This window comes from Oceanobacillus caeni, assembly GCF_019037185.1.
Classification (GTDB): Bacteria; Bacillota; Bacilli; order Bacillales; family Amphibacillaceae; genus Oceanobacillus; species Oceanobacillus caeni.
The window spans coordinates 16596-41506 of the sequence record NZ_JAHHXM010000024.1 but is presented as its reverse complement, the minus strand read 5'-3'; the positions used below and the strand labels follow the sequence as shown (position 1 = coordinate 41506).

At 36.0% G+C, this 24911-nt stretch carries 26 protein-coding genes; 10 read left to right on the top strand and 16 right to left on the bottom strand.

Annotated features, from left to right (window positions below):
- Positions 1-81 precede the first annotated feature (81 nt).
- Both KM885_RS12660 and KM885_RS12655 read left to right on the top strand, forming a co-directional pair.
- Positions 82-1374: a nucleotide sugar dehydrogenase gene (locus KM885_RS12660; RefSeq protein WP_047186263.1), complete on the top strand. Its 1293-nt coding sequence runs from the start codon at positions 82-84 to the stop codon at positions 1372-1374.
- Complete coding sequence (locus KM885_RS12655; RefSeq protein WP_216884091.1) at positions 1375-2496, top strand: DegT/DnrJ/EryC1/StrS family aminotransferase; 1122 nt, start codon at positions 1375-1377, stop codon at positions 2494-2496. It abuts the gene before it with no gap.
- 78 nt (positions 2497-2574) lie between these two features.
- Here the strand turns inward: KM885_RS12655 and KM885_RS12650 are convergent, their stop codons facing one another.
- From KM885_RS12650 to KM885_RS12625, 6 genes are all read right to left on the bottom strand, one after another.
- A complete protein-coding gene (locus KM885_RS12650; RefSeq protein WP_047186261.1) occupies positions 2575-3825 on the bottom strand; it encodes a glycosyltransferase family 2 protein in 1251 nt (416 codons plus the stop codon).
- Between the two features lie 73 nt (positions 3826-3898).
- A complete protein-coding gene (locus tag KM885_RS12645) occupies positions 3899-4111 on the bottom strand; it encodes a hypothetical protein (RefSeq protein ID WP_047186260.1) in 213 nt (70 codons plus the stop codon).
- Positions 4112-4123: 12 nt separating this feature from the next.
- Positions 4124-4486 (bottom strand): hypothetical protein, encoded by a 363-nt coding sequence (locus tag KM885_RS12640; protein ID WP_047186259.1) that lies wholly within the window; start codon positions 4484-4486, stop codon positions 4124-4126.
- Between the two features lie 128 nt (positions 4487-4614).
- Entirely contained in the window at positions 4615-5046 is a 432-nt protein-coding gene (locus KM885_RS12635) for a spore coat protein (RefSeq protein ID WP_047186258.1), read from the bottom strand.
- Between the two features lie 23 nt (positions 5047-5069).
- Positions 5070-5537, bottom strand: coding sequence for a spore coat protein (locus tag KM885_RS12630; protein ID WP_047186305.1), 468 nt, complete (start codon positions 5535-5537; stop codon positions 5070-5072).
- 1873 nt (positions 5538-7410) lie between these two features.
- Positions 7411-7617 (bottom strand): spore coat protein, encoded by a 207-nt coding sequence (locus tag KM885_RS12625; protein WP_216884090.1) that lies wholly within the window; start codon positions 7615-7617, stop codon positions 7411-7413.
- Between the two features lie 471 nt (positions 7618-8088).
- Between KM885_RS12625 and KM885_RS18115 the strand changes: the two genes are divergently transcribed.
- Both KM885_RS18115 and KM885_RS12620 read left to right on the top strand, forming a co-directional pair.
- A complete protein-coding gene (locus KM885_RS18115) occupies positions 8089-8223 on the top strand; it encodes a hypothetical protein (RefSeq protein ID WP_276516080.1) in 135 nt (44 codons plus the stop codon).
- A gap of 185 nt (positions 8224-8408) precedes the next feature.
- Positions 8409-8627: a hypothetical protein gene (locus KM885_RS12620; RefSeq protein WP_216884089.1), complete on the top strand. Its 219-nt coding sequence runs from the start codon at positions 8409-8411 to the stop codon at positions 8625-8627.
- Between the two features lie 36 nt (positions 8628-8663).
- Here KM885_RS12620 and qoxD read toward each other — a convergent pair whose 3' ends face one another.
- The 5 genes from qoxD to dpsA all read right to left on the bottom strand — a co-directional run bounded on the left by qoxD (position 8664) and on the right by dpsA (position 13713).
- Positions 8664-8951 (bottom strand): cytochrome aa3 quinol oxidase subunit IV, encoded by a 288-nt coding sequence (qoxD, locus tag KM885_RS12615; RefSeq protein WP_216884088.1) that lies wholly within the window; start codon positions 8949-8951, stop codon positions 8664-8666.
- 1 nt (position 8952) lies between these two features.
- Positions 8953-9549, bottom strand: a complete 597-nt coding sequence (gene qoxC / locus KM885_RS12610) for a cytochrome aa3 quinol oxidase subunit III (protein ID WP_216884087.1) — start codon at positions 9547-9549, stop codon at positions 8953-8955.
- A complete protein-coding gene (qoxB, locus tag KM885_RS12605) occupies positions 9546-11495 on the bottom strand; it encodes a cytochrome aa3 quinol oxidase subunit I (RefSeq protein WP_216884086.1) in 1950 nt (649 codons plus the stop codon). The genes qoxC and qoxB overlap by 4 nt, the downstream gene beginning before the upstream one ends.
- A 55-nt stretch (positions 11496-11550) precedes the next feature.
- Complete coding sequence (qoxA, locus tag KM885_RS12600) at positions 11551-12441, bottom strand: cytochrome aa3 quinol oxidase subunit II (protein WP_216884085.1); 891 nt, start codon at positions 12439-12441, stop codon at positions 11551-11553.
- Positions 12442-12840: 399 nt separating this feature from the next.
- Positions 12841-13713 carry a dipicolinate synthase subunit DpsA gene (gene dpsA / locus KM885_RS12595; protein WP_216884084.1) on the bottom strand — a complete coding sequence of 291 codons (873 nt, stop codon included), beginning with the start codon at positions 13711-13713 and terminating at the stop codon, positions 12841-12843.
- Between the two features lie 342 nt (positions 13714-14055).
- Between dpsA and KM885_RS12590 the strand changes: the two genes are divergently transcribed.
- The 4 genes from KM885_RS12590 (at position 14056) to KM885_RS12575 (ending at position 18408) form a co-directional block, all read left to right on the top strand.
- The gene (locus KM885_RS12590) at positions 14056-15699 is read left to right on the top strand and encodes a M20/M25/M40 family metallo-hydrolase (protein WP_216884083.1); all 1644 of its coding nucleotides are present in this window, start codon (positions 14056-14058) and stop codon (positions 15697-15699) included.
- A gap of 262 nt (positions 15700-15961) precedes the next feature.
- Positions 15962-16468, top strand: coding sequence for a diaminobutyrate acetyltransferase (gene ectA, locus KM885_RS12585; RefSeq protein WP_244987012.1), 507 nt, complete (start codon positions 15962-15964; stop codon positions 16466-16468).
- Positions 16469-16695: 227 nt separating this feature from the next.
- Positions 16696-17973, top strand: a complete 1278-nt coding sequence (gene ectB / locus KM885_RS12580) for a diaminobutyrate--2-oxoglutarate transaminase (RefSeq protein WP_216884098.1) — start codon at positions 16696-16698, stop codon at positions 17971-17973.
- A 48-nt stretch (positions 17974-18021) separates the two neighbouring features.
- Positions 18022-18408: an ectoine synthase gene (locus KM885_RS12575; protein WP_216884082.1), complete on the top strand. Its 387-nt coding sequence runs from the start codon at positions 18022-18024 to the stop codon at positions 18406-18408.
- 44 nt (positions 18409-18452) lie between these two features.
- Here the strand turns inward: KM885_RS12575 and KM885_RS12570 are convergent, their stop codons facing one another.
- From KM885_RS12570 to KM885_RS12560, 3 genes are all read right to left on the bottom strand, one after another.
- Positions 18453-18698 carry a YuzB family protein gene (locus KM885_RS12570; RefSeq protein WP_047185439.1) on the bottom strand — a complete coding sequence of 82 codons (246 nt, stop codon included), beginning with the start codon at positions 18696-18698 and terminating at the stop codon, positions 18453-18455.
- Between the two features lie 116 nt (positions 18699-18814).
- Positions 18815-19240, bottom strand: coding sequence for a DUF1801 domain-containing protein (locus tag KM885_RS12565; protein WP_216884081.1), 426 nt, complete (start codon positions 19238-19240; stop codon positions 18815-18817).
- 161 nt (positions 19241-19401) lie between these two features.
- Entirely contained in the window at positions 19402-20655 is a 1254-nt protein-coding gene (locus KM885_RS12560; protein ID WP_047185441.1) for a DNA polymerase IV, read from the bottom strand.
- A gap of 264 nt (positions 20656-20919) precedes the next feature.
- Here KM885_RS12560 and KM885_RS12555 point away from each other — a divergent pair, with 264 nt between their 5' ends.
- Complete coding sequence (locus tag KM885_RS12555) at positions 20920-21354, top strand: CBS domain-containing protein (RefSeq protein WP_047185442.1); 435 nt, start codon at positions 20920-20922, stop codon at positions 21352-21354.
- Positions 21355-21399: 45 nt separating this feature from the next.
- On the opposite strand, the gene KM885_RS12550 is transcribed toward KM885_RS12555, so the two are convergent.
- Both KM885_RS12550 and KM885_RS12545 read right to left on the bottom strand, forming a co-directional pair.
- Positions 21400-21504 (bottom strand): YjcZ family sporulation protein, encoded by a 105-nt coding sequence (locus KM885_RS12550; protein WP_047185443.1) that lies wholly within the window; start codon positions 21502-21504, stop codon positions 21400-21402.
- A 228-nt stretch (positions 21505-21732) separates the two neighbouring features.
- The gene (locus KM885_RS12545) at positions 21733-22512 is read right to left on the bottom strand and encodes a 2-keto-4-pentenoate hydratase (RefSeq protein ID WP_216884097.1); all 780 of its coding nucleotides are present in this window, start codon (positions 22510-22512) and stop codon (positions 21733-21735) included.
- A 160-nt stretch (positions 22513-22672) separates the two neighbouring features.
- Between KM885_RS12545 and KM885_RS12540 the strand changes: the two genes are divergently transcribed.
- The gene (locus KM885_RS12540; RefSeq protein ID WP_216884080.1) at positions 22673-24733 is read left to right on the top strand and encodes a catalase; all 2061 of its coding nucleotides are present in this window, start codon (positions 22673-22675) and stop codon (positions 24731-24733) included.
- Positions 24734-24911: the final 178 nt, after the last annotated feature.

The window sequence follows — 24911 nt, the reverse complement described above, 5'->3', positions numbered from 1 at the left end:
CAATAAGTCCAATCCGTTCAACAACTCATTTAATAATATAAATACTATAAAAATTAAAATCAATACGAAGGAGGCTAACCTATGGAACCGTTGGCAGTAGTGACGGTTGTTGGACTAGGAAAGATTGGACTAACTTTAGCAGCTGTATTCGCCAATAATGGATATAGAGTTATAGGTGCAGATATAAACCAAAAAGTTGTTGACACGGTTAATCAAGGAAAATCACATATAATGAACGAACCAGGTATAGAACAACTTGTTTATAACGCTTATAAGAAACAAACACTTAGTGCGACAGTTAATACATCTGAAGCAGTCAGTCAATCAGATATTATTATAGTTATTGTTCCGGTATTAGTTGATGAAGAGAATCATATTGATTATCAATATATTGATTTGGCTGTTCAGGAAATAGCTAAGGGAATGAAGAAAGGTTCTCTATTAGTTTTTGAAACAACTCTTCCACCAGGAACAACGAAAAATAGATTTGGAAGGAAAGTAGAAGAAATATCAAAATTAACGATGGGAAAAGATTTTCATTTAGCTTATAGTCCTGAAAGAGTTTATTCAAACCGAATCATACAGGATTTGAACGTTTATCCCAAAGTGGTGGGAGGAATAGATGAAAAAAGCCTTGAGCTTGCTAAAAACTTTTATAAACGTGCTTTAGAATGTGAAGTAATGGAAGTAAGTTCTTTAGAGACTGCTGAATTTTCGAAAGTCGCAGAATGTGTGTATCGTGATGTAAATATTGCACTTGCCAATGAATTAAGTTTATTTGCCGAAAAGCAAAACGTTCAAATATCAGAAGTGATAGAGGCTAGTAATAGTCAACCATATTCCAATATTCACTCTCCAGGAATTGGTGTTGGGGGGCATTGTATACCAATTTATCCATATTTCTTCATTAATAAAGGTCTAGACCAAGGACTGACTCCTCTTTCAAGACAAATAAATGATCATATGGCTCATTATGCGATTTCCAAAGTTGAAAAAGAGATAGGGGAATTAGAGAATAAAAATGTTCTTATTTTAGGATTGGCTTATAGGGAAAATGTAAAGGAGACAACAAAATCTACTACATTACTATTAATAGACCAATTAAAAGATAAAAATGCAAACGTATTTGTAAATGATCCACTGTTCTCCGATAGTGAAATTGAAAGATTCCATATCAACCCTTTGTCACTAGACTCATTAGATATATCTAAAATGGATGTTGTCATCCTTCAAGCTTTCCATCAAGAATATGAAAACTTAGATTTTAGAATATTTAATAATTGTAAAATTATAATGGATGGTCGGAATAAACTGGATAAAAATAGCATATCGAAGTTGGGAATTACGTATCTAGGAATAGGGAATGATGGTTAAATGTCAAACAATAACTTTAAAAAGATACCAATGATTGATTTAAAAGAGGAATTAAAGCTAATGAGAACACCTATTTTAGAAATGATGACAGAAGTCTTAGATAGTGGGGTTTATGTACTAGGGGAAAAAGGAAAACAATTAGAAACAATTATTGCATCATACGTTGAGGCTTCTTATGGGCTCGGTACAGCAAATGGTACGGATGCTTTATTATTGGCTCTAAAAGCATTAGATATCGGTCCAGGAGATGAAGTTATTACAACTCCGTTTACTTTTTTTGCCACCGCAGAGGCGATTGCGGAGGCAGGGGCTACACCTGTTTTTGTTGATATTGAAAAAGAAACATACAATATGAATCCTTCTAATATTGAAAAAGTAATAACCAAAAATACAAAAGCAATTCTTGTCGTCCATCTGTTTGGAAAAGCCGCAAACATGAAGGAAATAATGAGGATAGCTAATACTCATCATTTGAAAGTAATAGAAGATGCCTGCCAAGCTATTGGAACTGAGTCTAATGGTAGGAGGGTTGGAGCAATAGGGGATGTTGGTTGTTTTTCTTTCTTTCCATCAAAAAATTTAGGAGCGTTCGGTGATGCGGGGTTTATAACAACCAATCATAAACATATTTATGAAAAGATTAAAAAGATTAGAGACCACGGAAGTGAAAAAAAATATCATCATTCAACTATCGGTATGAATAGTAGATTGGATGAAATCCAAGCGGCTATATTATTAGTCAAATTTAACTTCTTAGATATTTTTCTGCATAAAAGAAAAGAAGTAGCTAGAATGTATACAGAAAACCTGCCTTCCTATTTAACAACTCCGTCAATAGCTAAAAATCGGGAACATACTTTTCATCAGTATTGTATTGAATTAGATGAAAGGGATGAACTTGCATCCTATTTAAACGACTCTGGAATTGCCACCGCCATTTATTATCCGATTCCCCTTCACCTTCAGAAAGCTTTTGATTATTTGAATTATAAGAGTGGAGATTTCCCAATCGCAGAAGAAACAGCTGAAAGGATATTAGCTCTTCCTATTTCCCCTACATTAACTTTCCGAAATCAAAATTATATTATTTCTTCCGTGGAGCGTTATTTTGAAAGTAAATAAAAAAATACCCAAGTGAATATTCCCCATCCACATGACAGGGGAAGTTCACTTGGGTATTTTTTACATGATTTATTTATATTACAGTGTTTTAATAAAATCCTTCCATTTGGAAAGATTGTTTTTAGTGATACTTTCACTGTGGTCTCGCACATTATATACAGTAAAATCCTTATATTCGATTCGAGAACAATTAATTAAGCGGTTTAAAACACTCACATCTTCGTAAAGATGGCCATTTTCGAAATCAATCACTGGAAATCCTCCAACTTGCTTTAATGTAGAGCTTCGATAAATTCTTGGTCCAAGTGGAAAGTGATAATTTAATAAATCTTTTCGTTTAATAACTGGCATGCCTTTAGCAATCCTTTTATAGAGGACATCCCTGTTTGTTAATTGCTTCCACTTTCTAAGATTACCGTACAATACCGAAATATCCTGATCGAGATGTATTAAATACTTTTTAATCGTGGAAATGGCATCGGGATCAAGCCAGTCATCTGCATCAAGTTCTAAAATAAAATCAGATGTTATGTTAGGGAGTATATGGTTTAATGCTTGGGCTTTCCCTTTATTTTCCTGGTGAAAAATATTAACCTCTCTTTTATCGTTCCATTTTTGAATTTTTTCATAAGAGGAGTCCGTGGAACCATCATCGATGATTAAAATTTGTTCGGGTTTTTCATTTTGAAGTAGACAGGATGTAATAGCGGTTTCTATATACTTTTCCATATTATAATTTGCAATAACGACAGCAAGACTTGGATTATTCGTTTCAGTATCTTTTTGATACTTTTGTATAAACTCGTTTTTCACAATTTGATTTTTAGAACTATCATTTCTTGCCTGTTTTACAATGTTTTTTTCAACATATCTATAAGAACTGTTGATGTTGCTGAGCCAAGAGGGTAGCAGTGCCTCTTTAAAGGGGATAGGAAAAAAAGGTTGCTTTTTTAAAAACAAGGTGCGGATGAGTACAGGTTGATGGATGTTATTATGATCAATCGTTTCCATTACTTCCTTAGTTTGTGGAAGGTTAAGGCTATGAACTTTTAAAGTTGGAGAAACATATTCTGTATTTTGGAGGAAGAAGATGTAGGTACTTTCAATTTGATTAATAATCTGATTTATTGTTTTTCTTAAGTCGTGTTCTTTGATCGCTATAAATTCAATTTTCTCTATCCAGTTATAGGTATGATCGACAATTGATTTCTTTTCTTTTAAAACAATAATAGATTTAAGTCTAGTACGAATAGTATTAAGGGAGTTTATTGCCCTGTGCAAGAAATTTGGGTTGGTATAGTTAATTAAAATTGCAGTGATATCTTTCAAATCAAACCCTCCATTTATAAATTAAAAGGAATACACCGTATGAAATCCGATGTATCCCTAAAATGATCATTTATTAAGCAGCCTGAGGAAAGCGGACAAAGTTAATTGCACCTAGTGACAAATAAATTTTTATATTGCCGCCATAGCCATCATTCACCTCAAGAACGAGAACTAGTTCCGGAGTAACGCTTGACAGGATACCTTCTACTAAATTATTATCGGTAGCTATTTCAACCGTTGAACCAATTCGATTGGCTAATTCGGCAGCGAATGTTTCTTGGAACACTTAAATCCCTCCTTATAATTCGTTAACTAGTTCGATTTTGTCAATACGGGCTAATACTCTATCACCAGTGTTTTCCAACATGACAATATAGTCGTCTAGAACTTGAAGCAATGTGCCTGTTATTGTGCCAAAAGGAGTAGTGATTTCCACTAACTCATTCACTAAAGATGACAATAATTCTGTAATTGTGCTTGGCGGTGTTCCTGGCTCGTTATCTGGTGGGGGAGTATTACCATTATTACCACCCAAACTAATACCTAAATCTAGACCTAGATCTAGGTCAAAATCAACTAAACCTAACGTATCTGAAATTAAGTTTTGGTTCAATTGACTAATCAATTGCAATAAAGCTCTTTGACGGTCTGTTAGAGGCATTTATCATCATTCCTTTCCATTAAAGTTTTGGTTAAAGGTTGTAGACAGAAAAAGAACATGCTAAAGAAAAATTTGATAGTGGGGGAGTAGGTGTTAGTTTTTCTATTCCCCTCTAGATAAGCTCCATTTTATAGAACGTCTAATAGTAGAACAATCGCAACAAGAATTTGAAGTAATAGTTGAATATTAATTGCTACATCTGTATCTTGAGTAGTGATTTCTACGTTTACTGATTTTTCAACAATTGTTTTCTGTCTATTTGCTTGCCTTGTCTTAATCACTTGTTTAAGATCATCGAAGACTTGCTCAGCTCGGTTTGAATCAGCAATAGTAATATTAAGAACTATTGCAATGGCAACTTGAATACCAGCTTGTAATGAAATAGCTGCTTGTGTATCAGTTGTTGTAACATTAACCTTTTCGGAATCTTTAATAATGATCCATTCATCGGAAACTTGTTGTGTCTTTGCTAACTGATCTGAATCTTTTTCAATTGTAGCATTATCACCACCTGTAGTATCACAATGATCTAAAGCTCGCCATTCTTTCAATCTTGACATGTTGTTCACCCCTTTTTAGTAATTTATAAGATATCCACCAATACTACTAACGTCAGTAATATTTGTAGTAATATTTGAACATTGATAGCCACATCTGTATCTGTTGTAGTAACAGTAGCATCTTTTGTATTGTAAATATAAATTTTTTGTTTATTTGTTTGTTCAATATTAGATAGTTGTAACAGTTGATCAGAAACATGATCACTTCGATCACTATCGCCTATTGTGATACTTACTACAATAGCAATTGCCAATTGTAAAGCCACTTGAAGTGAAACAGCTGCTTGGGTATCTGTTGTATTTATTGTAATATCACAGGATTCTTTCACCCATATTAATTCAGCGGATTCCTGATCCATAAAAGAAAACTCACCGGATTCAGCCACGACTGTAGCCTCAGGGCTATCAAAAAAATTACCCTCTTTATGAGTTTCTTCATCCATTGGTTCAGAATAACAGTGGTGGTTGGAATGACAATCGTTGTCATCCAAATAAAAATATCTAGTGTTACTTCTGTCTGAATCGGATTTTCTAAAAACTGTCATACTAACACTCCTTTCCTTATTTATACAATACTTTATGGTCTTTTTACTAAGTAGGACTGTACAGATTCACTAGAGAAATATAATTTAATAAATAAGCCTACCAGCTTATGCCCTAGCTAATATCTTGAAATATATATTAATTTATTTATAGGTCTATTTCTCCTACCTAAACGGGCAGTAAGACTTCCTGATCAAGCTTCTGGGGAAACAAAGAGGGTAGGTGGGAAACCAACTGCCCGTAATGGTTCGATAAGGGCGAATCTAGTAGGAGGGGGTGACTAACCTTCGACCTCTCACACCACCGTACGTACGGTTCCGTATATGGCGGTTTCATTTAAGTCCAACGTATTGTTTGATATCATTTAAGTAGACACTTTAAGCCTAGGTTTTACCAGTATCGGTCGCCTAGCGCTCTATGCAGGATTGGCCTTTTGGCTATACGCCAGTAAGTCTTTCTTGTGTTTGCCCATTCCTACGTTTTTCCTTAGCCTAGCCTAAGTATCGATTTAGCTTTTCGATTCAATCCTGTATATTCATAGACTTCTTTCTAAAGGTTAGTTCTCTGATGCGTTGTTTAAAACGTTTGATACTTTCTTTAGAAACCCGAATCTTTGGGTTCGCTTTATGGAAAGTGAAAGAAAATCCAAGAAATTGACGTTTCCATGGTCGGTCTACTGCGCTTTTCTGTTCATTTACTTTTAATTTAAGTTTTCTTTCAATGAATTTAATGCTTCATGCAAAAGAACCCCTTGAAAATCGATTATCTCAAATACGGACGACCAAACATAGAAAGTCCCTACCTATTCGTCAAACACATGGCGCCGTTTGGTTTCGGGATTTCGACACGACGAATGGGTTGTGGATAGTAGGTACCTTCTTCGAGTTGTTCTCGAATAGAAGCTCAGTGTTCCATGATATGCGCTCGTAGGTTTTGTACAGGCATCTCATCTAAACAGCGGCTTCCTTTATTTCGTTCTACAAGCTTTATTACGAGTATTAAGTTTTCTCGTGATAGGATTCGCTCCAACATGATATCTAACTCCTACGTGAATTGTCCGATCTTCTTGGGTGGCAATTACTTTCAACCCTTCTAATGTCCCCCACGGGATTCACCCTTCCTCCATTAGGAAGGTTTATATGTTTCTGCTTTATCAAGTATTGCGTACGCAATGCAACAATTCTTCTCAAATGATTCAGCTCTTCCCGGATATTCTAGAAGTACCCAGTACTACAGCTTCTGCTGACTTCTGATAGTTCAGCGAACATTCACATGTTCGGTTACGGTAGGTGTACCGCATTTCTATCAGACCTCACAGGGTAAGCACACACTCTTCCTTTCCATGTCCCCACTTCATTTATTCTATGCACCTTTTGGCAGTAAGGGCTTTGACTTGTTAGGCAGTCTTACCCAAGTGCATCTAGCCTCATATGAAGTTCGTGTCCCTAAGGGCGGAGATTTGCCGCCGACTTCCTTCAAATTCTGGGTCGCTCCAGACACCCTTGTCTTAGGCGAACCACTACTACTGCCTTCATGGTTCGGGACTTCAACTCTAGAGAATGTGCGCATGCCTGGCACACTGGCACACCTAATTATCAGTAGGGGATGAAGGAACCCCCCACTGATGGAATTCTTCTTCATATGGGTTGATATTAAAGAAGTTAATACAAAGTTTCCAAAAAAATATCCCAAGTGAACATTCACACTTGAGATATTCTGTCATTTAACTCATGATTTCCTTGCAACATGCAACTCATTTATTTCATTTAGGATCCATACCATAAACAAAAAACTCAAATAGGCACTCATAGACCTATTGTGCTATTCTTTTGTTTCATCATTCTTCTTATTAAATTGTTCAACCTGTTGTTTTAAGTCTTCAATCATTTCTTTGATCATTATTTTTTGTTCTTCCGATATATTTTTCTTAATTTCTTCCTTTTTAATGTCATTTTTTCTAAATATATTATCAATCATTACCTCTACTACTTTTTGTGGCATTTTAAAATTTTTTGATGAATCACCCATAGACATTTCACCCACTTTCCTTGAACAGTTTCACTTTATACTATGTGTATATTCATTAAATGACTATGTGATTGTCTATATAATCGTTTAAAATCAATGGTTCAATTCTTGGTTTAGAAGGATTGTTTTTAAATATGGAAATACTAGTTCAGACTAGTGAACTGACGGTTTTATCCTTTGTATTTCACTTCCTTTTTTGATAATAGTTATAGGAACATACATTTTGTTTTGGTACCCAAGAAACCCTTACATCAAATTTTGTAGGAGATTAAGTGATGGGAGTATTCATGGTTTTATAAGAAAAACCATCGGCAATCGTCACCGAAATATCAGCAGTCAAAAAGGATAGACGGGTTTATAAGAAATAGTGCAAGGGGAGTCGGAGGAACAAAAGCCCGGATCCAGTGTTTGAATATGAAAATATTAGTACAGACTAGGAAGGACTGATTATTGTGATGTGGAGGGAAGGATATGTCTAAAGACAGCAAAGAAGAATCAATGAATATTTTTGTAAATCATGCATTACGTGGTAAACCACACCTTGATATTGATAGAGCAATTACAGTGACAAGGAATAAAGAAAATCAACAAAACAGAACTGAATGAAGCGTATGAATGGTAGGGTAGGAAATTGGAATTTCGCCTATTGTCTACGGGTAATGTTTACGGATTAATTAATCAGGGTAATAAATTAAATGTCAACAATTATTTTAAAGTATCATAAAATATTAATAAACATTTGACAAAAGTGTGAACAAATAGGATAATAAAGGAAAAGGAGGGATTAGATTATGAAATCTAATTTACGATTACTCAGTGCGGCAAAGGTTATTTGTGGGTCCTTAATTACAATTGGGACACTTTTATTTCTATATGGTTTTGTAAACGGTTACTCAGATGTGGTTGGAATAGGGTATGGCACGGTAATGGGAGGAGTTTTTATTTTTATCATGAGCATATTCCTTGTTTCAACAGAGGAAATGTTAAAAAGAAAAAGAAGCGGAATATAAAAAGACCATCCATTTTCTGGATGGTCTTTAAATGCCTTAAAACATGTAGCCCCAAATCATTGCTAATAAGGAACCAAAAACAGTAAATAATGCAATGCTTAGTGCATAAAACGTAGTAGTGTATATGGAGGTCTTATCCTCACTTTCACCGGCATGCATAAATAATACTAATTGAACACCTGCTTGAATGAATGCTGTTACAAGTAATATAGTTAGAGCTACGCTATACGACATATCTAAGAAGTAAACGCTGAGTGCGATCACCGTAAGTAGCATAGAGAATATAAAACCATTTACTTGTTTCATAGGAAATAATTCTTTCATCTTACATCATTCCTTTCAAGTAGATGAAGCTGAAAATAAAGATCCAGACTACATCTAAGAAATGCCAATATAAGGAGAATATGAATGATTTATTTGCTATTTGTGGCGTTAATCCACGTTTCATAATTTGTATTAAAATCATCGCACCCCAGAATAAACCTAACGTAACGTGGGCTCCATGAGTACCAAGCGTAGTGAGTAGTATTCCGGTAAACCCACTAGTTTGTAACGTTGCCCCAATATGATAATAATGATTAAATTCATAGATTTCTGTTGCCAGGAATGCAGCTCCAAGAAGAAGCGTAATTCCTAAAAATACAGTCATTGCTTTTGTGCGATTAATGCGCATTGCATGAATGGCAAGACCAATTGTAAAACTACTTGTTAGAAGAATGATAGTTTCAATTAATACTGGTGTAATTTCAAAAATATCAGCACCAGATGGTCCACTTCCTATACGATCCTCATAAACGAAGTAGGATGTAAAAAGTGTTGCGAATAGCATAATTTCAGCACCTAGGAATATCCAAAAGCCTAGGATATTTAAACGATTTTGATCGGTACTGTATTCTAGAGGCTGTGAGTGATCTAATTTCATTTATCAGCACCTCCAAATTTTTCTTCCGTCTCTTTTATTTCCTTCACAGATATATGAAATCCATGATCTTGCTCGAATGTACGGTATATCATACATGCAAATATTCCAATAGCAGAGAGGATGACGCCTAACCAAATTGCAAAAATAAATGAAAAGCCAAATATAAAGAATAATACTCCCATAATGAATGGAACGCCGCTCTTATTTGGCATATGAATTTCTTCATATTCTTTATTAAATAGCTTATGACCATGTTTCTTTTGATCCCATAAGGCTTCAGAAGATTTTACTTCTGGTGCAACGGCAAAGTTATATTCAGGTACTGGATTATGGGTTGCCCATTCTAATGAACGTGCATTCCATGGATCATCTCCAACATTTCTTGGTGAATGACGGAAACTGTAGTACACATTGTATACAATTAGTACAAAAGCGATTGCCATTAGTCCTGCCCCGAAGAAGGAAAGCAAGTTTAATGGTCCGAATCCAGTTGCTTCTGAGTATGTGTACATACGACGTGCTTGCCCATTAAGACCAGTTATATACATTGGGAAGAATGCTAAACAGAAACCAATTGAAAGGAACCAGAAAGCCCATTTACCAATTTTTTCATTTAACATAAAACCAAACATTTTTGGCCACCAATAAGTGAATCCTGCTAGTACAGCAAATACAACACCAGGAATAATAACATTGTGGAAGTGTGCAACTAAAAACATCGTATTATGATATTGGTAGTCAGCACTTGCCATACCAAGCATAACCCCTGTAGCCCCACCTATTGTAAATAGGGGAATGAAGGCTATCGAATAGAGCATTGGTACGGTAAATCTGATTTTTCCTTTACGCATCGTTAATAGCCAGTTAAAGATCTTAATCCCTGTAGGAATCGCAATGGCAATAGTAGTAATAGAGAATATACTATTTGTAAACGCATTTTGGCCCATTGTAAAGAAATGGTGAAGCCAAACCGTAAATGAAAATAAGGAAATAAGAACCATAGACCAAACCATAGATTTATATCCGTATAAATTACGTTGTGAGAACGTAGAAATTATTTCACTATAAATACCGAATGCCGGTAAAATTAGAATGTATACCTCAGGGTGGCCCCAAACCCAAAATAGGTTGGCCCACATCATATCCATTCCGCCATTCATACTTGTAAAGAAGTGTGTGCCAAATTGTCTATCGAAAGTCCCCATAACTAGTGCAATGGTTAATACAGGGAAAGCAAATACGATAATAACGTTAGTTAAAAGACTTGCCCATGTGAACATTGGCATTTTCATTAACTTCATTCCAGGTGCTCTCATTTTTAGAATGGTTGCTATAAAGTTAATACCAGTCATTAATGTACCGATACCTGAAATTTGCAGTGCCCAGTTATAGTAGTTAACCCCTACAGAAGGACTAAATTCATTACTTGCTAGTGGATAGTAGTTTGTCCAACCTGCATCTGGTGATCCACCAACAACAAAGGACAGATTAAATAACATAGCACCGAAAAAGAATAGCCAGAAGCTAATGGCATTTAATCTAGGAAATGCTACATCGCGCGCACCAATTTGTAATGGCACGATAAAGTTCATTAAACCGATAATAAATGGCATAGCCATAAACATGATCATTACAACCCCATGTGTTGTAAATACTTCGTTATAATGTTGTGCGTCTAAAAATGAATTTTCAGGTACAGCTGTTTGAAGACGCATCATAATTGCATCTGCACCACCACGGAATAACATTAGTAATGCTGAAATGATGTACATAATTCCAATTTTCTTATGGTCTACAGTAGTCAACCATTCATTCCATAAATATCCCCATTTTTTAAAGTAAGTTATCCCAACTATTATAGCAATGGATACTAATCCAATTGCTACCATTGATGCATAAATCAATGGACTTGGATGAGGAATGGCAAATCTTTCAAAGAATTCCATGCTTTTATCTCCTTTCGAGAATCTTTAATTGAAAATCATGATGTTTCATAGAGAATTAATGATGACTGTGTTCTAAGTGATCCTCATGTTCAGATGCATCACCGTGATTATGTCCAGCATGCTCTCCTTCAGGTGCAGGTGAGAAATCTAAATGTGTACCTGTGTAGAAGAGTTTACCTAAATGTCCGGGTTCTAATAGTTTATTAAACTCTTTCTCTGTAATAGGTTCAGCTGTATTATGGATGTCGTCCACCCATTTATCAAAATCCTTTTGTGTTAAAACAGTTACATCAAATATATTTTCTGCAAATCCTTCTCCACTAAAGTTTGCATTACGTCCCATGTAATCACCTGGTTGATCCGCAGCTAAATGTAAGGTTGTAACCATATCAGCCATTGCATATTTTTGACCAGCAAGTTGTGGAATCCAAAAACTTGTGATTGGACCATATGAGTAAAGTTTAAATTCGATAGGTCTATCTTCTGGAATAAACACAGCATTTACTGTTTCAATGTCTTCCTCTGGATAGCTAAAGTGCCATTTCCAGTTAGATGAGGAAGCATAAATTACTAATGGTTCTTGGTCTTCATAACCCTCAGGTGTCGCCTCAACTTTATATACAGAGTTAACGGAAACGATACCTAAGAAGATAATAATTAAAATTGGAAAACCAACGATAATTCCTTCGACAATAGGATTACCCTTAATATGCGGAGGTTCATAGTCATCACTCTGCTTGGATGCGCGATATTTAACTAACACAGTAATTAAAATTGCTAGAACAATTATAAGAATGATGGCCATTGTAGCAATAGATATCCATATAACATTAGCTTGTGTTTCTGCTTGTGGCCCTTGTGGATTTAAGACTAATAGTGGCTCACATCCAGTTAACACTAACGCCATAGTGAAAACTAACGATAATAAAGCCCATTTTAATTTCATGTAGGTACCCCTTTCTCGAGTTATCCATTATTTTTTTCTAGATTTATCACTTACTGGCATTAAATATACTAGTATTACAGAAAGCTATTTACAATGGTTTGAGATAAATTTCACAAAAAGTTCAATAAGCTATGTATTTTTTGGGGCAGATATAAAAAAGGTAATTAATATTATATTTGAATTTTGTGATGAATCCAGTAAACAAGAGGGATTGATGTCTTTTTGCAGTATTATCAAATGGGACATTGCATAGCTGGTAAATAAAGCCAATTGTTAAGAAGTGAGCATTTGTTGTGGGAAGGAACTTCTAGATTCCTCCCATTGTGGGGATCCGATTACTTGCCTCTACGTAAAGATCTGCATAAGTGCAATAAAGGAATTCACTAAGTCAAGTTTTTCCTAAGCTTGCAATAGTTCTAAAAAAACCCCGCCAATTATTTCTCCTGCCGTTCTTGGCGCAGTCTTTCCAGGTAACCCCAATGCATGAATGGCTTTAATCCCTTTTTCATTAGCATAATCAAAATCTGTTCCACCTGGCTTGGATGCAAGATCAATGATGAGGGAGGAGGATTTCATTTGATCTATGATTTTTGGACCGATGATGGAATGGGGAACCGTATTAATGCAAATATCCATATTCGTTACGATATTTTCTACCCTACTGGTCTCAATGGATTTTAACCCCATTTCCGCTATGCGAGCAAAATGTTCCGACTTTCTGGCAGCAACCGTTACTTTCGCTCCTAATGCTGCAAAAAGGCGAGCTACCGTTATTCCAACTCTCCCAAAACCTATTACGAGAACTTCAGATCCGTGTATCGTTACATCTGTTTCTTCTATTGCGATTTTTAATGTAGCTTCAGCGGTAGGGATTGAATTATAGATGGCAATATCGTTACGAGCAAATAAACGAACCATTTTTCGATTACTTGAGTGCGTTATTTTATCTAAAAAGTCGTTGGATATTCCAGTATAAATCGTACAATGGTCAGGTGTTTGTTGTAATTGTTTTTCTGTTAATCTAATCGATGTATTAGAATATGTAGCTTCTATTTCACCATCTTTATCTGTTCCGGATGCGGGGAGTAAAATCGCATCCATGATACTAAAATCAATTTCTGATGTTTCTAGATTATGGATAGATGGATCCTCGAAAGATAATTTGTTAAATCCATTTAAAAATATATTCATATTATTCGAAGCTAATATATTTATTACTTCTAGGTAGCGGTTATCGCCACCTAAGATAAGAATGTTTAAGCCAGATTTCAAATGTATCCTCACCTTTCTTTAGTCTAAAAGAATTTATATTTCCCACCTAAACAGGCAATAAAACTACCACCTGCAAGCTTCTGGGGAAACAAAGAAGGCAGGTGGGAGATCAACTGCCTGAGGGAAAAACCCCAATGATGGAAGTCTTCTTTATATCTTAAAATAATAATCTGTCTCCGTTAAGTATTAACTCAGGTAGAAGATAAAAGAAAATCGACTGAATAAGTATCACTTTTTCCATTTTATCTTTTTCTATCTTGTCTTATGACAAAATTATAATGGAATGAATATAATATGGTAAGAATAGATTGTTTCCTTTTGGATAGGAGGAATGAATGAGAGATGGAGAATATGAAATGGCAGACACCAGAAGAATTACGGAGTTTGTTAGCGGAGCTTGTTAGTTGGAAAAGTATGACATTGTCAGAAGGGGAAAGACAGTTTCCTATTAAATTACAAGCAAAGCTACAGGATTTGACTTATTTTCAAAAAAATCCGGAATATCTTAAATTGCATGATGCTGACCTACGAAGAAAATTTCTAACTGCACTTTATAAACATCCAAAAGCGAAAAAGACGATTTGCTTCATTAGTCATTTTGATACGGTAAATACGGAAGAATATGGAGATGATGAACCGCTTGCAACACAACCGGAGGAATTAACGAAGGTTTGGAAAGAACGAACGGATCATTTACCTAATGAGGTTATTCACGATATTGAATCTGGTGAATATTTATTTGGACGGGGCACCATGGATATGAAGATGGGACTTGTGATGCATATGCGTATAATTGAAAAAGCAAGTGTAGAAAGTTGGCCAATTAATCTATTGTTGCTTACTGTACCTGATGAGGAAGTAAATTCATCTGGGATGCGCCATGCGGTTCCGAAACTAATCGAGATACAAAGGAAACATCATTTAACATACAGTTTGTTTTTAAATAGTGAACCGGTATTTTCCCAGAATCCAAATAACGATCATCACTATTTTTACACAGGTTCCATTGGGAAAATATTAGCGGCTGCATTATTCTATGGGAAAGAGACACATGCAGGCGAATCATTAAAAGGGATGACCTCACCGTTTATAAGTTCTTATTTAACGAGAGAAATGGAATGGAATGCTAGTTTTCAAGAAACGGTGTTCAATGAAAAAACTCCTCTGCCAATAACTTTACAACAAACGGATTTAAGGCTTTTATATTCCACTCAAACCCCTTATCGTTCTTCCGCACTATATAATATTTTTGTATTTAGAAAAAATGCATCAGAAGTTTTCGAACTGTTCGAGCAAGTAGCGAAACAAGCGGCAAAAAAATGTAATAACGATTATAAAAATATATGTAAAGCTAATGAAACTGAGCCCATTGGCGAAGTAAAAGTTATTAAATATAAAGATTTATTACAATATGCCGAGAAAAGGTTTGGTACCGAATTCATTAAAGATATTAAATCTGATATTTATTATCACGAGGAATGGGATGACCGGGAAAAATCACTTCGTATGACGGATCGATTGATGATTCATTGTCAAGAGTTGGCACCGGCTATTGTTGTATTACTTGCTCCTCCGTATTATCCGGCAGTTAATTCGTCTAATCATCCATTAGTCAAGAAATGCTCCGAATATATCATACAGAGGGCAAAGGAAAAATATCAACTGACGATTAGTCAAATCCATTACTTTAATGGTATTTGTGATTTAAGTTATGTTAATTATAACGGTCCTAAGGAAGGGTGGAGTGCATTTGAAGAGAATACACCGGTTTGGGGAGATACGTATTCTATCCCCTTTGAAGATATGCAAAAACTGCAAGCTCCTGTATTAAATGTCGGTCCTTTCGGCAAAGATCCACATAAACGTTCGGAACGTTTGCATATACAAAATGCCTTTGTAGAAACTCCGGTTTTATTGGAAGACATGATTAAAATGATCATAAATGAAAAAAGTATTGACGAAGATAAAGTAAATATCAAAAACTAGCAATCCCTTGCCCCATAAGGGATTGCTAGTTTTTGATTATACAGGATTATTTAAAAAACATATTATTTGACACTATAGCTTAGTATTTAATAGGTTTTGGCATGTATTGTTTATGAATGGTAGCGCATGATGTTTAAACACATCTTATCCAATTTTATCTATTTTGACGAAACATTTTTTACCATTTAAGCTAATTAACGTATTGAATAATAAAAATTTTCTCGGAGGTGAAATCATTAATATTTCAGAAGTAGTGGATAGATTGAATATAAAGACCACGGAATACCATTTCCGTAAGCCGAATAAAGATGACGGGGCTTCTGTTTGGGAGCTTGTTAAACATACTGGAAATTTAGATCTCAATTCTTCTTATAGCTATTTAATGTGGTGTGAGATTTTTTCCGATACTTCTATTGTAGTGGTAAGAAAAGGTGCACAAAAAGTCGTTGGTTTTATTTCTGGATTTATTCATCCAGAAAAGGAAGATACGTTGTTTATTTGGCAGGTTGCAGTTCATGAATCTGAACGGGGAAATGGATTGGCAACAAAGATGTTGTTACAGTTACTTGACCGTGATACAAGTGAAAATGTTCACTATGTTGAAGCGACCGTATCACCGTCAAATACTCCTTCAAAGCGTTTATTCTTAGGCCTTGCAAGAAAGTTTGAGACAAATTGGGTAATTAGTGATTATTTTACTTCGGATGACTTTCCAAGTTTAGAACATGAAGAGGAACTGTTGTTTAAAATTGGACCGTTTGAAAAATAAAAATAAAAAATACGTGTTCAAAAAGGTGGATGAAAAGGACCAAGAAGTTCGAGGCGGCGTAGCTCTGAGTAGCGGAACGTATGCAATTAATACGTGAGCAGACGCTCTTGCACGCCGGAAAAGTGGTTTTCTTTTCCAAGGAACGGAAAAGCAAGCCAACTAGAAACATCGACGTGTCATTTTCACCGGACTTTTTGAATAACCTTGAAAAGGATGAGATAATGATAATGACGACTGCTGTAATAAACAATAATAAGATGGAAACATTTGAGAAATTGGAATCTGCTGTTAGGAGCTACAGTCGTGGTTGGCCTACAGTATTTGAGAAGTCAAAAGGATATAAACTATGGGATGTAGATGGAAAAGAATATATCGATTTTTTTGCTGGGGCAGGTACATTAAACTATGGGCATAATGATACGAAAATGCAGGAAAAAATTATTGAATATATTCAACAAGATGGGATCCTTCATAGCCTCGATATGGGAACAACTCCAAGAAAAGAATTTTTAGAAACCTTCCAAGAAATCATACTTACACCTCGAAACCTCGATTATAAAGTTATGTTTCCTGGCCCAACTGGAACCAATTCAGTAGAAAGTGCATTGAAGATAGCTAGGAAAGTTACAGGGCGCGATACGGTAATAAGTTTTACAAACGCGTTTCATGGAATGACAATCGGATCATTATCTGTGACAGGTAACTCTTTTAAACGCCATGGTGCTGGTGTACCGCTCCACCATACGGTATCCATGCCTTTTGATGATTATGTGGAAGATCAAAACTCTATTGCATATATTGAAAGATTTCTAGAAGATAGTGGTAGCGGTGTTGCATTACCTGCAGCGATTATTTTAGAAACGGTGCAAGGAGAAGGTGGAATTAATGCTGCGCGTATGGACTGGCTGAAGAAAATAGAGCGTATTTGTCGTCGTTGGGATATTCTATTAATTGTCGATGACATTCAAGCAGGATGTGGAAGAACTGGTACATTCTTTAGTTTTGAACCAGCTGGGATTAAACCGGATATCGTTTGTCTTTCTAAATCAATCGGCGGCGTTGGACTACCAATGGCACTAACACTGATTAAACCTGAATATGACAAATGGGGACCTGGTGAGCATAACGGAACTTTCCGCGGTAACAACCTAGCATTTATCGCAGCAAAAGAAGCACTTAGATTTTGGGAAACGGATCAATTCTCCAGCGAAATACAAGATAAAGCAAAATTGTATAAAGTGAAAATAGACAAGATAATCGCCAAATATCCTGAATTAAATGGGGAAGCTCGCGGGAGAGGTTTAATGCAAGGAATTGCGGTTCATGTTGATGACCTCGCTAGTAAAATTTGCACAAAGGCATTTGAACGTGGGCTAATTTTAGAAACATCTGGACCTAATGATGAAGTTGTTAAGTTCCTTCCGCCTCTTATTATTGATGAAGAAGGGATAATGAAAGGGATGGCAATTCTAGACGATAGCATTGCTCAAGTTCTATCTAGCTAATTCCCGCGTAGGATATATAAAAAACGAATAGAAAAGGAGATGAACCATATGATCGTAAAATCACTTGAAGATATTATGGGAACAGAAGCTGAAACAAAAGGGGAAACATGGGCTAGCCGCAGATTTGTTTTAAAGAAAGACGGTGTAGGTTTCAGTATGACGAATACAGTTATTGAAGCTGGAACAGAAAATTACTTTTGGTATAAAAATCATATTGAAGCCGTTTATCTTATTGAAGGTGAAGGTGAGATTGAAAAGGTAGAAACAGGGGAAGTGTGGCAACTTAAACCACATACGATGTATTTATTAGATCAGAATGATAAACACATAGTACGTGTTAGAAAGAGAATGCAAATGATTTGCGTATTTAATCCACCTTTGGTAGGGACGGAAACGCATAATGAAGAAGGATACTATCCACTATTAACGGAATAGGGTATATAAAAGAACAGGTACACGGTGTATCTGTTCTTTTCTATTTAAAAATTTTCAAGTTCTTCAAGTTCCTTCTCTACTTCTTTTTTTATCTTTTCAATACATTCTTCTGTTGTTTTGCCGAATACCCGTTTTCCGTTTACCATGGCATATGGTCTCATTGCACACATTCCACAATAATTCATGCATTCATAACTCATGACGGCAACTTCGGGACGGTTAAATACTTCCTCTAATTCTTCAGAAGAGAGTATATTGTAATCACATACTTCAATAATGATGAATCCCATATTAAACACGCTTTCCTTACAATCCAACATTTTTTCATTATGGATTTTAAATTTTAATTCTTCATCTATCTTACATAATGATTTGGACTTGTACAACTAGTTGAATTGGAGAGATGTTACTTTGTATCGGGATACATTTCCCTTAGAAATCGAATAGATTGTTGGATTAATTTCTTTAACACTTCCACATCAATGTCGGCGATTTTATTTATATATACACAAGATTTCCCTGCTTTATGTTTTCCGAATTCCTGTAGTAACATATCACGTTCAGTATCTCCGGTAGCAAAATATAAACTAAAATTGGTTTTGCGCGGTGAAAAGCCAACTAAAGGTGCATCGCCTTCATGGCCGGTTGCATATTTGTAATGATAAGATCCGAAGCCAATGATGCTGGTTCCCCACATTTTTGCTTTGTATCCGGTCGTTTCTGTGAAGATATCTAGCAAACGATAGGCATCCTCACGTTTTTTTGAATTCTCGACTTGTTCAATAAACTCAATTACACTATTATCATTTTCTTTTGTCTTTAATTCATACATTTAAATCCTCCTTTAATCAGATTTTTTAATAGATTTGTTAGTTCTTTTCTATACCTTCTGTGAGGACGTGGAATCTTAAATTTCTTCCCATGGTATTTACTATGTTAAGTCATCTATGAATGGTTTGTCTATTTTTGGTATATCCAATACCGAGTTTCTAATCATGCAAAATGGCCTCCAATTTTTTTACTACGTTCAAGGGTTACGCCAGCAGCTGTATAACTAGAAGCACGAAGAATAGCAGTAGAACCATATTTGTCACGAATCGCATCCATGACATATCCAATATCCGTCTTTTTTGAACGGTCTTCAAATAAATCGAGTTGGGTTTCTGCTTTATTAGAGAGGTTATCTAACGTAACGTAGACATGACGAATATTACTAAAGCCATCGTAAAATTGATGAAAAAGCTGCATACAAACATGATGAACATCCATTGTCACATTTGTCGGAATCTCGATTGATTTGGAACGAGAAAATCCGCCTCCACCTGTATCTTTGGAATAAGAGATGCCTAGGTGAATGGTTTTTCCTACCTTGTCAGCAGTTCGGGCTCTTCGGCATACCTCTTCACATAAATCAAGAATACATGTAGAAATTTCTTCCTTTGTATAATCACGTAATAAAGCAATTCCATGACCAAACCCTTTTTGTTCTGTTTTCGTAAAGTTTCCATACACGGGACTTAAATCAATTCCCCAAGCATGAAAGTATAACTGTTCCCCCATAATCCCAAAGCGACTTTTTAAGTGGTCTAAACTATAATTGGCAAGTTGACCGAGAGTAACAATGCCCATTCGATTGAGATTGCGTTTCATTCTGCTACCAATTCCCCAAATTTCTTCAACAGGAAAGGGCCAAAGTTTTTCTTCTACATCTTCATATTTGCATTCGGCAATCCCGGATTTTTTCCCATGAATATCCATCACTACCTTAGCAAGAAACTTATTATCACCAATTCCAATAGAAGAAGTGATTCCAAAATGATCGAAAATATCTTGTTTGATCTTTTTTGCTACTTCCCAACGATCACCGAAAAGCTTTTTCAATCCATTTACAGTAACCCAAACTTCATCCACAGAGTATTGATGGATGGCTTCTTTCGGAACATATTGGTTAATTAATTTTGTGATTTCAATAGAAACATGGAGATAATCTGCCATATGTGCAGGAACAATATGAATATCTGGATCTTTCGGTAGTTCAAAGTAGCGGCTGACATTGCTGATACTATACTTTTTTTTCAAAGTTGGAGAAGCAGCCAGTACAATACTGCCCGAACGATTAGGATCCCCAACTACTGCGAGTAAGGTAGTCATTGGATCAAGTCCTAATTTAATTGCTTCTACACTAGCATAGAATGAACGCATATCAATACATAATACATCATTCCGAGGATAAGGAGAGTAATCCATCATCTTCACCGCCTAAAGTTATGAAACGTATGTTCTTATTTTAGGTAACTTTTTTAAAAATAGCAATGGGAATTTATTCCGGAAAACTTTTATCCCTAGAAGCTTGAGGTAGGAGTTTTACTGCCCGTAAAGACGATAAGTGCGACTAATTATTAGTGGGGGATGAAGGGAGATCCCCACTGATGGCTTTATCACGTATTAATGAAAAGGAGGTATAACTAGGAAAAATTAAACCACTCTAAGGGTGAAGGAGGTAATACTTACATGACACAATTAAGAAATATGATGACGCAAAATGTAATGACCGTAAATGAATCACAATCGGTACAAGAGGCAGCTGCTATTATGAGCCAGTACAATATTGGAGCGGTACCTGTTGTTAACAGTGGAGGTCAAATGGTAGGGATTGTAACGGATCGTGATATCACTTTACGTACAACAGCACAAGGACAAAATGCACAAACGCCGGTTTCCGAAGTAATGACAGCGCAACAAATGGTAAAAGGTACTCCAGATATGGATGCAGACCAGGCTGCAGAGTTAATGTCACAGCAACAAATTCGTCGATTGCCAATTGAGGAAAATGGTCAGTTAGTTGGAATGGTAGCATTAGGAGATTTAGCAGTTCAGAATCAACATGCTGATGAAGCTGGACAAGCGCTAGCAAGTATTTCTACCCCGTCTTCCCCACAACAATAAAAAAATACGGGGATGCTGAAGTCGCATCCCCGTATTTATTACATACTAGTAACCACCAACATAGGAAGTTCCAACGATAATTAAAAGGATAAATAGAACTACAATTAACGCGAAGCTACTACTTCCGCCATAACCGCCGCTGTAACTCATAATCTCACCTCCATTTACAATAATAGTATATGGATAAGGCAAAAGAGAGTAAGGGCAAGAAAACTAGTCTCATAAAAAGGGGTTTTTCCACTATCCCAGGCCGCGTCCCCGAAGCGCCCGGCAATCGGACCACCTGTTATTGCGGAGTGCAGTTTGTATGTTGCTACGAAGCACAGGAGTTGCGTCAGGACGTCGCGTTTTTAGCCTGTAAGGGCACTTACGCCTTTGTTATGAAAAGGTGACTTCTAATTTTCCGATGGAGGAGTAAGACGCTTCGTATTTACCAACTTGTACAGGTAAAGGTGAAATAAAGGTTCCAGAAGAAATCATCATTCCTTTTTTTAGTGTTTTATGATGACTAGCAAGCTTTTTAACTAACCATGCTACAGCAGATACCGGATTATCTAACACTGCTGAAGAAACACCCTCACTAATTTTTTCACCATTGTGGAACAGTTCCATTTTAATATTAGCTAATTCATCCAATGAAGGTGGCGTAACTCCTTCAGAAACAACCACAAGTCCTGTTGCTGTATCATCGGAAAGTAGGTCAGCTAAAGAGAAGTTAGGGAACCAATCTATATAGCGTGAATCAGGAATCTCAAGTCCAGCTGCTATCTTACTCTTATTAAGAATTTCTTCTTCTGTTGCAGTAGGGGATAAATCCTCTGTTAATATAAACACTAATTCTGGCTCAACTAATGGTGCAAATAAATTAGATAAGGAAATATTGTTACCGGATTCGACAATATTGGAAGTGAGTAATGTTCCGTATGCCGGTTCATGAGTATTTGCTATAGCCTGTGTTTCTTTACTTGTCATACTAATTTTATATCCGATAATTTCCTCGTTATGTACTTCTTGAATTCTCTTCATTAACTCATCTTGAACAGCATATGCAGTATTTTCATCTAAAGTATAATCATTTCGAATAAACTCAATTGGAGTTTTTGTTTCACGAGCTTGGTAAATTTTTGTAACGATTTCTTCTATTATATTGTAGTCCATATGAAACACCCCTTTTTTGTATAAATTAATGATAATATAATCAGCCAATTCTGTAAAATCCACATTTTCCCCCTAATGTTCTAATTTTGCGGAATAGTCATATACATATAAATATCGAGTTTAAGTTTAAAGCTTTTTATAAGAAAGGATGATAGAATACATGGATAAGTCACCAAGAGATAACAATAAGTTTGATAAAGATAAAAAACAGGAGCAGTTGGAACAGTATAGAGAGAAAAACACAGGTAAAGGCGAGAAAATGACAGATGACGCTGGGTTTAAAATTTCGAACGATCGGTGGTCCTTAAGAGCCGGAAAGCGGGGGCCGACATTATTTCAGGACTTCCATTTTTACAGAAAACAGTCACATTTTAGTCGGGAACGGATACCAGAAAAAGTTGTTCATGCAAGAGGTGACGGAGCATATGGGGAATTTGAGTTATACAAATCCATGAAACATGTAACAAGAGCACACTTTTTGCAAGAACCTGGCACTAAAACACCTGTATTTGTCCGATTTTCCAACTTTATAGGGAGTAAAGGGTCCAAGGATACAGCCATTGATATACGTGGTTTTGCAACCAAGTTTTACACACAAGAAGGAAATTATGATATGCTGGCACTCTCATTTGCTATCTTCGCTATTATGGATGCCATGAAATTTGCCGATTTTACCCATGCGGTCAAACCGAATCCAAGGACAGGTGTCCCACAAGCAACTGTTGCGCACGATAATGCCTGGGATTATATCTCCAATAATCAGGAAATTGCCCATTTTATTATGTGGCTTATGTCCTATCGGGGCCGTCCAAGAAGCTGGCGGATGATGGAAGCTTGGCCAGTTAATACGTTCCGATTTATCAACGAACAGGGCAAATCAACATTTGTTAGATATGTATGGAAGCCTGTGCTTGGTGTCCATTCATTATTATTGGATGAAGCGAATACCATTGGAGGGGTCGATCCGGACTTCCATCGCAGGGATTTACATGAGGCTATTAAGCGTGGAGCATACCCCGAATATGAACTAGGTGTGCAACTGATTGCAGAAGAAGATGAATTTAAGTATGAATTTGACATTCTGGATGATACAAAATTTTGGCCGGAAGAGGTCATTCCTGTTGAGATAATCGGTAAAATGACGTTAAATCGTCTAGTTGATAACCATTTTGCAGAAGAGGAACAGTCTTCATTTGATCCAGCAACTGTTGTTCCAGGAATTGATTTCACCGATGATCCTGTCCTACAAGGTAGATCATTTGCCTACCGAGATACAGATTATCATCGACTTGGTACGGCAAATATAAATAATATACCGGTCAACCAGCCTATCGTTGAAAGAAACTTTAACCAACGCCAAGGAGTTGCGCGTCATCGGATTGATGTTGATTCCGTAAATTATCATAAAAATTCACTAGCTAATAATACGCCGGCAGAGACCCCTCCCGAAGAAGGTGGGTATGCACATTATCCGGAGAAAGTTGAAGGACACAAGACGAGAGAACGTCCAGGTGAATCGTTCTATGATTTCTTTTCACAACCAAGACTTTTTTGGAATAGTATGAACCCAGTTGAAAAACAGCATATTGTAGAAACCTTTACTTTTCACCTTGGATATGTAAAAAGTAAATCTGTTAGGCAACAAGTTGTGGATATGTTTGTCAACGTTGACAAAGGGATGGCATGTCAAATTGCAGATAATATTGGTGTTGAACGTCCAAGCGGGACCAATGTACCGGTTACTAAAAGTTCCCCCGCTCTTACTCGGACGAAGTATTATGCATATACCCGAACAGTTGCTGTTTTGATTGGTAATGGTTTTAACGGGCAAGAGGTAACTAATGCGCTTAATGTATTACGCAAATATGGGGTTTGGGTGGACATTGTAAGTGAAAATCTAGGTACAGTTATAGGGGATGATGGCACAAAAATTAACGTTGATAAAATATTTACCTCAACATATCCTGTTTTGTTTGACTCTATCTATGTCGTTGGAGGAAATACTAAAAATCAAGAAAAATTCAACCAGAGTGTTATGCATTTTATAAATGAACAATATAAACACTATAAACCAATTGGTATTGCAACGACTGCTCAGTCTTATATTCAACCATCTGATAAAAACAATTTAGATGAAGTAGTATTTGCCTCAAATAATCCAAACTTCGGAAATGATTTTGTCGAAGCAATCGCAAAACAACGCTTCTGGAATAGGAAATAAATTATAGAAGGGATATGATTATTCATTTCCCTTCTTCCTCATTATATTAAAGATATATCTACTAAAATATTATCCTATCCTAAAATATGATAGAATGGTGTGTAAATTTATCTGAATATCTTCATGGAATCTTCCAAAGTCCTCTCTTTTAAATCCATAAAAATAATAGAATCAGGTG